Annotated in this window: 10 protein-coding genes; 5 read left to right on the forward strand and 5 right to left on the reverse strand. The window is 51.2% G+C overall.

All coding sequences use genetic code 11. The features are described 5' to 3' along the window. The 3 genes from AAF564_23705 to mtaB form a co-directional block, all read right to left on the reverse strand. Window positions 1-923: FecR domain-containing protein (locus AAF564_23705; protein MEM8488574.1), on the reverse strand; the 923-nt coding region annotated here is incomplete at its 3' end. Next, the gene (locus tag AAF564_23710; GenBank protein MEM8488575.1) at window positions 910-1,575 is read right to left on the reverse strand and encodes a sigma-70 family RNA polymerase sigma factor; all 666 of its coding nucleotides are present in this window, start codon (window positions 1,573-1,575) and stop codon (window positions 910-912) included. The genes AAF564_23710 and AAF564_23705, both read right to left, overlap by 14 nt. A gap of 122 nt (window positions 1,576-1,697) precedes the next feature. Continuing rightward, window positions 1,698-3,023, reverse strand: coding sequence for a tRNA (N(6)-L-threonylcarbamoyladenosine(37)-C(2))-methylthiotransferase MtaB (gene mtaB / locus AAF564_23715; GenBank protein ID MEM8488576.1), 1,326 nt, complete (start codon window positions 3,021-3,023; stop codon window positions 1,698-1,700). 351 nt (window positions 3,024-3,374) lie between these two features. Here mtaB and pssA point away from each other — a divergent pair, with 351 nt between their 5' ends. From pssA to AAF564_23730, 3 genes are read left to right on the forward strand one after another with little or no spacing between them, the layout of a single operon-like run. Continuing rightward, window positions 3,375-4,277, forward strand: coding sequence for a CDP-diacylglycerol--serine O-phosphatidyltransferase (pssA, locus tag AAF564_23720; protein MEM8488577.1), 903 nt, complete (start codon window positions 3,375-3,377; stop codon window positions 4,275-4,277). 3 nt (window positions 4,278-4,280) lie between these two features. Beyond that, window positions 4,281-4,541, forward strand: a complete 261-nt coding sequence (gene purS / locus AAF564_23725) for a phosphoribosylformylglycinamidine synthase subunit PurS (protein ID MEM8488578.1) — start codon at window positions 4,281-4,283, stop codon at window positions 4,539-4,541. 16 nt (window positions 4,542-4,557) lie between these two features. Then, window positions 4,558-4,884, forward strand: coding sequence for an ATP-dependent Clp protease adaptor ClpS (locus AAF564_23730; GenBank protein MEM8488579.1), 327 nt, complete (start codon window positions 4,558-4,560; stop codon window positions 4,882-4,884). A gap of 33 nt (window positions 4,885-4,917) precedes the next feature. Here AAF564_23730 and AAF564_23735 read toward each other — a convergent pair whose 3' ends face one another. Both AAF564_23735 and dnaA read right to left on the reverse strand, forming a co-directional pair. After that, the gene (locus tag AAF564_23735) at window positions 4,918-5,736 is read right to left on the reverse strand and encodes a ParA family protein (GenBank protein MEM8488580.1); all 819 of its coding nucleotides are present in this window, start codon (window positions 5,734-5,736) and stop codon (window positions 4,918-4,920) included. Between the two features lie 5 nt (window positions 5,737-5,741). Next, window positions 5,742-7,331, reverse strand: coding sequence for a chromosomal replication initiator protein DnaA (gene dnaA, locus AAF564_23740; GenBank protein MEM8488581.1), 1,590 nt, complete (start codon window positions 7,329-7,331; stop codon window positions 5,742-5,744). 264 nt (window positions 7,332-7,595) lie between these two features. Here dnaA and dinB point away from each other — a divergent pair, with 264 nt between their 5' ends. After that, complete coding sequence (gene dinB / locus AAF564_23745; GenBank protein ID MEM8488582.1) at window positions 7,596-8,657, forward strand: DNA polymerase IV; 1,062 nt, start codon at window positions 7,596-7,598, stop codon at window positions 8,655-8,657. Window positions 8,658-8,746: 89 nt separating this feature from the next. After that, window positions 8,747-9,661 (forward strand): mechanosensitive ion channel family protein (locus AAF564_23750; protein MEM8488583.1); only part of this gene is annotated, 915 nt, incomplete at its 3' end.

The following is a 9,661-nucleotide window of genomic DNA, read 5'->3' on the forward strand; positions in this document are numbered from 1 at the left end:
ATGGCAGCCAATACATCAGTCAACGCCTGTTGCTGTGGCTCGATGTAAGTGATGCGCTTCATGCCCACATCACCGTCTAGCGTCAGCCGGGCATTGTAGCGCCGGCCCAGTGCTGCGGCTACATCGGTGAGGTATTCGTTTTCGAAGGTGTGGCCGCCCGTGCGCCAGGCAAGTTTTGTTGCGATAGGCATTTGTAGCGTGCGTTTGGGCAGCGTCGTGTCAGCGGTGAGTACAATGGACTCATCCGGCTCCAGGTAATGTAGCGTTGCCGGCGCGGTTTTATTCGCTACAGTAACGCTGCCTTCTTCCAGTATAACGGCCGTGTATACATCCGCCTGTTCGGGCCACGCCCGCACATTGAACCGGGTGCCCAGTACCCGAACTTCAGAATTGAAGGTTTCTACGACAAACGCTTTATCTCCTTTGGCTACATCGAAAAAGGCTTCTCCAGTAAGGGTGACGTGCCGTGCATTGCGGCCCCAGAATGGTTTGTAGGCAAGTGTAGAACCACCACTGAGTAAGACAGACGATCCATCAGGCAGCATTTTACTTATAGATTGCCCCAAGGGAGCTGTATAGGTCTTGGGTTGAAACCACAAGGCTGTGCTGATGCCAACCAGCAGGAGGAATACAGCTGCTACCCGGAGTATCGTGCTGCTATTAAGCGTGTAGATGCGGGCCATGCGAGCCGGCTTTGTCTTTTCAGCCTGTGTTGCAGCAACAACACGATCTGCAAACCCGGGGTTGAATTGTCCTTCAGGTTTTGCTGCACGAATGGCATCGCGGAGTGCCGTAAGGTCCTGCTGTGTATCAACGGCTTCATCGGAAGACGCAAGGAGCATACGCAGCAGTTTTTGCTCTTTTTCGCTCAGATCGTCGTCAAACGAACGGAGCAGTAAAGCCAGTTGTTTATTTGTTTTCATTGCTGTAGTAAGGACGAAGTTTATCCCGCAGTTTCACCTGGGCGCGCGCAAGGCGGGATAAGACTGTTCCTATGGGTAAGTTGAGGAAGTCTGCAGTTTCCCTGGTTGAGTAGCCTTCAACCAGGCGTAGGACGACAACCGCCCTGAATTCAGGTTTTAACTGCAAAATGGCCTGTTGAATAAGTTGCCCCTTTTCAGTGTTGTCCAGTGAACTGCGGTTGATATTTTCGTCGGGAATGTGGAGCGTGTCGGCTGCCTGAAACCTGGCAAACCATCTTTTCCTGCGCTTGAGGGCGTTGAGCGAAAGATTGATGGCAATTCTGTTCAGGTAGGTTGAGACACTGGCGTCGCCGCGAAAAGAGTCGAGGGCCCGATAAAACCGAATAAACGTTTCCTGGCCGACATCTTCAGCTTCTGCGGTGTTGCCCAGCATTGACGTTACGGTGCTTGCGACACGGCCTTGATAGCGCTCAACGAGCTTGCGAAAGGCCAGTTGGTCACCAGCGCTGGAGGCTGATATCAGGTCTGCATCCGTTTCAGGAGCAGTTGATTGAGCCCGTTCAGCTTTCAATTTTCCAGACGTTGGTGCACCAGTCCCGCGGCCCATTGGTGGCCCGCCGGCGGCTGTCTTTCGTGCTGCTGAAGTAGTCAACGCGCTTACGACCTAATGCAGTTAGTGGATACATCTCGGGCCTTAGACAGTGTGGATGTGCTGGTTATTCCCGTTTGAGGGATAAATTTGTTGAACGCAGCAATAGTTGGCTGCTCATGTGCTTATTGTAACAACGAAACAAAGGCGTCACTTCGTGTGCCCATGTTGCCTGACGGTAGTATTTGATCGAGAGACAGAGACTCAATCGTGTTTGTTTTAGCAGCGTCGAAAGGCTGTTCTGCGCGGATGTAATTATCAGTATACCCAACCATTACTTCGCCTTTGCGGTCAGCTTCCCATAAAACGGGGCGGGTATCGCCGGCATGCAGCTGGTAAAACGCGAGGCGTTTCTTTTCTGAAAGGATCCGGAGTTTTCGGTTTCTGTTTGTGCGCTCAGCTTTCGGCACTGGCGTCCATTTTTCCTCATTGACCTGTGCGACAGCTACCGTATTGGGGCGTTCGGAGTAGGTGAAAACGTGTAGATAGGTAATGGGGAGTTCGTTTAGGAAAGCGTACGTGTTTTCAAACCGCTCTTCCGTTTCGGCGGGGTATCCTACAATTACATCAACACCGATGGCCGCATGAGGCATACGTTGTTTGATGTGTGCAACCCGGTCTTCGTAGACGTTGCGTTTGTAGCGCCGGCGCATTTTGCCAAGCACATAATCGTCTCCGCTCTGAAGCGGGATGTGAAAATGTGGTTGAAAAGCCCGGGAATCGGCTACAAAATCTATGATTTCATTGGTGAGGAGATTGGGCTCTATGGATGAAATCCGGTAGCGTTCAATGCCGGCTATGGTGTCTAGCTTCTGCAGTAGTGTGAGCAGCGATTCGCCTGTGTCCTCCCCAAAAAGCCCGATATTCACGCCGCTAAGTACGACTTCGCGGTACCCCCGCTGGGCAATGTCGCGGGCCTGGGCCACTGTTGCAGAGATCGACTGGGAACGGCTTTTGCCTCTCGCGAGGGGAATGGTGCAGAATGCGCAAGAGTAGTCGCATCCATCCTGGATTTTCAGGAAAGCGCGCGATCGTTCGCCGGCGCTGTAGGCTGGGCCAAAACTGTTGACATCATCGATGCAGGATACAGCAATTTGCGTCTTGTCTCGCTTTTCGAAGTCTTCCAGGACATTGAACAGCTGGAATTTTTCGTTGGCACCCAGTACGGCATCTACACCCTCAATGCTGGCAATCGTTTCCGGTTGAAGCTGCGCATAACACCCGGTGACAATGACAAAAGTGTTCTCGTTAGCCCGCAGGGCGCGTCGGATGATTTGCCGGCATTTGCGGTCTGCTTCTTCTGTTACGGTGCATGTATTGATTACCGCAATGTCAGCTGCGTCGCCAAACGGCACAACATCGTATGCTTTCTCAATAAAAGCATCCCGCATGGTGCCCGTCTCGGCAAAGTTTAATTTGCAGCCCAGCGTGTAGAATGCAACCCGGTTCATTTTACAACCTAACGAAATCTTGAATGCAGGGTATGGACAATTTGCTTATCTTTTCCTGGTCTTCAATAAGAGGCCTGGCTTTATTTGCCCAGGAACGATGTGATACAGGCAGGATGGTGCTCCCCGCTGTCATCCTTTTGTGATCATCACAATAGAAGCTATTGGACTACAATTTGAATCGTTTGTTCGTCGTCTGTTTTTCCTTTCGGTCGTTTTCTTGATGTTGTTTATGCTTTACACTACCCGCTGCCTTCGTGGCGAAACACCCGCTGGGGCTAGATGTGGTCATCATTTCATGGCGGTAGGGCAGAAGCGATCGTGGTATATTATGGCAGACAAGTATAGGGTGTGATGACTGAACTTTCGGGAAGCAAACGTAAATCGGGTGGCAAATCAAGGCGGACCGGTCAGCCAAAAAAGAAGCTACGCCAGAAATTGAGTGCGTACCGTGCAACGCGATCGCCGCGATCGCGCCGGCAGATTCCACGCGTTGCAGTGCCTTCGTTTTTTACCCTCATGAACCTGCTGTGTGGCTTTGGCGCCATTACCCAGATTTTTGAAGGTAAATTTGACATGGCCGGCTGGCTGATCTTGCTGGCTGCTTTCTTTGACGCACTCGACGGCATGATGGCAAGGCTCACCAATTCAACAAGCCTTTTTGGCGTTGAGCTGGATTCCCTGAGTGATATCGTTTCCTTTGGGGTTGCGCCGGGTATTTTTGTCTATGTTTTCGGGCTCAATGAGTTCGGTTTGCTTGGTCTTATAGTCTCAGCATTACCCGCGTTATGCGGCGCGGTGCGACTCGCCCGGTTTAATGTTGGTGTTGAGTTGGAGGGCGATAAACCGGAGTATTTCAAAGGATTACCCATACCTGCACAGGCTGCTGCAATTATTACCCTCATATTGAACGTTAATGATGCTACGTGGTTTAACGAATACAGCATCAGTTCGCTTTCATTGTTGATTCCTTTTGTCGCTGTATTGGCAGGGCTCATGGTGTCCACCATACCATTTGATGCACTGCCGAAGCCTTCGGCAAAATACATCAGGAATAATCCTTATAAATCGGCTGCATGCATGCTTGGTGTCTTACTCACCATCTTCTTGCAGCAAATCGGTCTGCTCATTTCCATCATGGCCTACGTGCTGATGGGGCTCGTCAATGCCTCAGTCAAGGTCTATCGGGCTGTAATGAGCATTCCAGTTGATGAAGCGGGCGCTACTGACGCCCATGATCACCCTAAAGAAAATTAGCAGATGTATAAAGCAAGTATAAATATCACCCTCCGGCAATCCATCCTCGACCCGCAAGGGAAAGCCACCCAGCATGCGCTGCAAGAGCTTGGATATGGCGGGATTTCACGTGTCCGCATGGGTAAATTTGTCGAGCTGTGGGTAAATGCTGATTCAGAAAGCAAAGCTGAAGCGATGGTGACGGAAGCCTGTGAAAAGCTCTTGTCAAACCCGGTTATGGAAGATTTTACGTTTACGCTCGAGAAGGAGGCCGTTGAGGCCTGATCAGGCTGTTTTGCGTATGGCAAGATTTGAAGCGGTGCATACAAACATGTTACCCCAGGCTGCAGAAAGTCCGGATGTGGTAGAAGTAGTAGTGGAGGAGGTCGAGGAGCGGCTTAACTCGCCGTGGCGCGTTATTCTGTATAACGATGAGATCCACACGTTTGATGAGGTCATTTCTCAATTGATCAAAGCTACGGGATGCTCGTCAGAGCAAGCGCGCGGGTATGCCTTTGAGGCCCACCTTAAAGGAAAGGCGAGCGTCTATGAAGGCAGCTTTGAGGATTGCTTCCGTGTACAGGGCGTGCTGCGCGAAATTCAGTTGGTAACTGAAATTGAGGGCTGATGCCCCTAGCTACCTACTACTCGGCGTGAGCGGTTATTGCACGGGATTGACGACAAACGATGGCTTGGCCGGCGCTTCTGGTTTTTGCTCAGGTTCTTTAAACATGGCCGGCAAAATGGCATCTGTTAGCTTGGCGTAGTCGTGCGCCCCGCGAGAATGCAGGTCGATATCGAAAACGGTAGCACCATTTTTGTAAGAGTTTGCCAGCGAAGAGCAGGTTCTGATTTCTGTGTCTAACACCTGGCCGGTATATTTGCCGCGCATGTATTCCCGATAGCGTTGATGCGTACGTTTACGGCCATCTACCTGGGTAAGCACAAAGAGCGGATCAGCAAGCCGCGGATTTAATTTGCCGGCTACCAACCGAATCGTTTCTACCGTCTGTTCAGCGCCCATTACCGGCTGGTACTCAGGTGTAACCGGAATCAGGACATTGTTGGACGTAACCAGCGCATTCAGGCTATAAACTGTGATGGCAGCTGCCGTATCAAAAATGACAATGTCGTAATCGTGCGGGGCGTTGTTGAGCGCCTCTTTTGCATAGAATACGTCCATTGCCTTGTTCAGGTGGCGCATTTTGCTGGTCATCATATGCGATGACGGCAGCACATCAAGGGCGCCAACTTTGGTCATCTGAATATCAGTCAGCTTGATGCCTTGCTCAAAGAGCATCAGGCAAGAGCCTTCTTTTTGTCGCTGCTGGAGGCCCAGCATGCTGGTAAGAAACCCTTGCGGGTCCATGTCGATGAGGAGGGTGCGATGTCCGGTTAATCCGAGGGCAGAGGACAGGTTCACGGCAGTTGTTGTTTTGCCGGTCCCGCCTTTGTGGCTACAGATAGTAAGTACTTTCATACAATTTAGTGACTTCTCGGGGCGCTTGTCCGAGACCCTTCTACGCGTTTTCTGACAATTTCGCGCGCATGCTCCAGTTTTTGTCTGAAAGATGCTTCTGTCGCAATTCTGTCGTCAACCGCTTTTACAGCATGGATGACCGTGCTGTGGTCGCGGCCGGCAAAGTGAAGGCCAATAGATTTCAAGGATCTGTGCGTAAACTCTTTTGCCAGGTACATGGCAGCATGTCTGGCTACTACAATTTCGCGTTTTCTGGATTTGCCTACAATATACTCAGATGGAGTCCCGAAGGATTCTGCAACAATTTCGATGATTTCATCCATTGTTACCTGATTGCGGACTGATCCGTAGTGTTGCAGAATGCTCTCAGTGAGATTCTGCGTCACAGCTGTCCCGTGAAGGGAGCAATGGGCCAGGATTTTGGTGAGTACAGATTCGAGCTCACGTACGTTCCGCGAAACCGACTGGGCGATGGTTTCAGCTATTTCCTCATTGAGCGACAGCTTGTAGCGCTGTGACTTCTGCATGAGGATTGCTACGCGCGTTTCAAGGTCAGGCGCAGAGATGTCTGTGGTCAATCCCCAATGAAAGCGGGAAATGAGCCGGTTGTGTATACCCTGGATGTCGCCAGGTGCGCGGTCGGCGAGCAATACCAGTTGGCCGCTAGACTGGTGGATAGCATTGAAGAGATGAAAAAACTCTTCCTGTGTCCGTTCTTTGCCGCTCAAAAACTGGATGTCATCTACAACAAGGAGGTCTACCTTTCTGTAGAAATTGGTGAACTCGTGTGCGCGATTGGCACGGATGGCAGAGATGAACTGGTTGGTGAAATTATCGATGGTTACGTAGATCGGATTCTTTGCTGTTCCGTTTGCAATAGCATAATTGCAGATGGCCTGTGCCAGGTGCGTTTTTCCGAGCCCTACATCGCCATACATAAAGAGGGGATTGAAACTCGTTGCACCTGGCTCTTTGGCTACTGCCATGGCGGCGCTGCGGGCAAGCCGGTTGCCGGCACCTTCTACGTACTCCTCAAAGGTGTAGTGCTCATTGAGGTTCAAGGTAGACGAGATGCTGCGTGCACTTTCGCCTGCCTTTGCTGTAGGTGCTGCGTGATTGTTGATGGCCTGGCGATTGGCCGGGGCATGGTGTGCATTAACCGCCGTATTGTTCGGCATAGCGGGCCGGTTAACACCAGGCGTCGGGCTAAACGGCCGAGCCATTTGCGCTGCCTGTGCAGCTTGTGCTTGTTGGCTGTATGATGCCTGAATGGGAGGCGCCGGCGGCTGTGTAAAACCAGAGGGCTCAGGTGCGGTCCGCGGAGAACCGTCAAGGTCGAGGGGCAGCGACAGCTTGAGGGTAGTCTGGGGGCCGAGGATATCACGAACGCTTTTGCCTACAATATCAATGTAGTTCTCTTCCACCCATTTCTGGTGGAAAACATTGGGTACTTCAACACGAAGGACCTGCGGATCCTTATCGTCCAGTGCAATTGGTCTTAGTGGTCGAATCCACGTGTTGTAACTGTATTTGGGAATGACGTCAGAAATTCTTTCCAGACAACTACTCCAAATTGTTTGTACCCTCGCCGTCATACATACCCCTGAGCGATAAAAGTTTATTACAGAAAAGGACATGTAGAGTACGCCGAAATGTTGGTACTTTGCAAATGAGAATCAGGTATAGTTACCCACACCTTTTAACCCTAGTTACTAACATTATCCACCGAGTTTTCTACGGTTTTCAACAGGTTACTAACACTTGTGAGGGGATCGAGATTTACCTGTACAAGTAGTATCTTACAGGGTGTAGGCAAGCCCCCTTCAGCGGAAGCGCCAAATGTATTATCGCCCCAATTTATGACCCGGCGAATCATCCACATCGACATGGACGCATTCTATGCGTCGGTTGAACAAAGAGACGATCCCAGCCTCAAGGGTAAGCCTGTGGTGGTTGGCGGCAATCCCTTTGGGCGGGGTGTTGTGAGTGCTGCCAGTTATGAAGCCCGTGCCTGGGGTATCCATTCTGCGATGCCGGCAAGTCAGGCGTTAAAACGGTGTCCGCACGTCGTTTTCTTGCGGGGCGATTTTAAGAAATATCGCACCATATCACGCCAAATGCGCACGATTCTGGCAGATTATACGGAATTGATTGAGCCCGTGAGCCTGGATGAATGTTACCTGGATGTCTCTGAGTTGCCTGATGATCTGCCTACAGCCACAGCGGTGGCGCAGGAAATTCGTCGGCGGATAAAAGAGGAGCTTGGCCTTACGGCTTCTGCAGGTGTGGGCCCATCAAAGTTTATTGCCAAAATTGCATCCGACTTCAACAAGCCAGACGGACTAACCGTTGTGCATCCTGCAAAACTCCAAACGTTTTTGCATCCGCTTTCAGTAAGAAAAATGCCCGGCGTAGGGCCGGCAACCTATGCACGATTGGAGGAATTGGGGCTCTTGACCGTCGGCGTTTTGGCCGCGCTTAGCAGGGAGGAGGCGAGCAAGTTGTTTGGTAAACACGGGTTGCGCCTTTGGCACCTTGCAAACGGGCAAGACAATCGCCCCGTGCGGACCTCTCGCAAACGTAAATCTCGCAGTGCAGAACGCACATTTTCGGTCGACATGACTTCACGTTCTGAGATTGTCGAAATGCTGCGTAAACTGGCTATGCGGGTGTGCGAAGATATCCAGCGAGAAAAACTGCTTGCCCGTACGGTGCGGATAAAAGTGCGGTACCACGATTTTACAACACTAACCCGCGCGTCTACCCTGGTGTCGCCCACGGATGACGCCGGCCTGGTTGGTGATGTCGCGGTTACCTTGCTACGACGGACCGAGCCGCTGCCGCCTATTCGTTTGCTCGGTGTAGGGGTTGCCAATTTAATTTATCCTGATGCACCCCGGCAGTTGAGTCTGGGTTTGTAGACCGGCATAGTTTGTCCTTATTTCATTTTCCCTTTTCACAGGCAGTCCGTACCATCTGCCTAGGCTATTGATCAACCCACACGAATCTGATGGACATACTGAATTTTGAGTTTTACGGCGTCACCCTGGTAGACTGGCTTATTGTGGTTGGTATTGGCGTCGGCATTGCTGTTGTATTAATGATTCTTCGGTCGGCCATTGCCGGCCGCTTTGAGCGCCTCGCCTCGCGCACGTCAAATATTGTCGACGACGTTATCGTTGTTGTCCTTAAGAATACGCGTCGGTTTTCTTTCTTTGCGCTTGGGCTTTGGGTGGCAACGCTGTTTAAAGAATTCCCGGAAGGCATCTCTCAGTGGTTTGGGCGCTTTGTATTTCTGGTATTGCTCTTCCAGATCGGTGTTTGGGGCACAAGTGTAATTAGCTGGTGGCTCCTATATTACCGCGAGAAAAAGCTGGAAGAAGATCCCTCAGCGGTTACCACCATTTCAGCTATTGGGATGCTGGCGCGTATTGCGCTCTGGTCCATTTTGCTACTGGCAGTCCTCGACAACTTCGGGATTGATGTTACTGCGCTGGTTACTGGCTTGGGTATTGGAGGTATCGCCGTTGCGCTTGCTGTGCAAAATATTCTGGGCGATATCTTTGCCTCTCTGTCGATTGTGCTTGACAAACCTTTTGTTGTTGGCGATTTCCTGGAAGTGGGTGACTACAAGGGAAACGTTGAGTACATCGGGTTAAAGACCACGAGGATTCGCAGTTTGTCGGGAGAACAGGTCATTGTGTCTAACAGTGATTTGCTGAAGAGTAGAATTCGCAACTTCAAGCGCATGTATCGCAGGCGCGCTGTTTTCAAGGTCGGCGTTGAATATGGCACCCCGCGTGAAACGCTGAAGGTAATCCCCGGAATGATTCGTGAAGCCCTGGAGCAGCACGAAGATGTCAGTGTGGATCGGGTGCACTTCAGCAGTTTTGGCGACTCAGCACTGATGTTTGATGCCGTATAC

Source organism: Bacteroidota bacterium (assembly GCA_039111535.1).
GTDB lineage: Bacteria > Bacteroidota > Rhodothermia > Rhodothermales > JAHQVL01 > JBCCIM01.

What these genes read in the sequence shown, in the direction of transcription:
- mtaB (MEM8488576.1), bottom strand. Translation starts at nt 3,023, where the DNA reads ATGAACCGGGTTGCATTCTACACGCTGGGCTGCAAATTAAACTTTGCC.
- AAF564_23735 (MEM8488580.1), bottom strand. Translation starts at nt 5,736, where the DNA reads ATGAAAGTACTTACTATCTGTAGCCACAAAGGCGGGACCGGCAAAACA.
- dinB (MEM8488582.1), top strand. Translation starts at nt 7,596, where the DNA reads ATGACCCGGCGAATCATCCACATCGACATGGACGCATTCTATGCGTCG.
- pssA (MEM8488577.1), top strand. Translation starts at nt 3,375, where the DNA reads ATGACTGAACTTTCGGGAAGCAAACGTAAATCGGGTGGCAAATCAAGG.
- purS (MEM8488578.1), top strand. Translation starts at nt 4,281, where the DNA reads ATGTATAAAGCAAGTATAAATATCACCCTCCGGCAATCCATCCTCGAC.
- dnaA (MEM8488581.1), bottom strand. Translation starts at nt 7,331, where the DNA reads ATGACGGCGAGGGTACAAACAATTTGGAGTAGTTGTCTGGAAAGAATT.
- AAF564_23730 (MEM8488579.1), top strand. Translation starts at nt 4,558, where the DNA reads ATGGCAAGATTTGAAGCGGTGCATACAAACATGTTACCCCAGGCTGCA.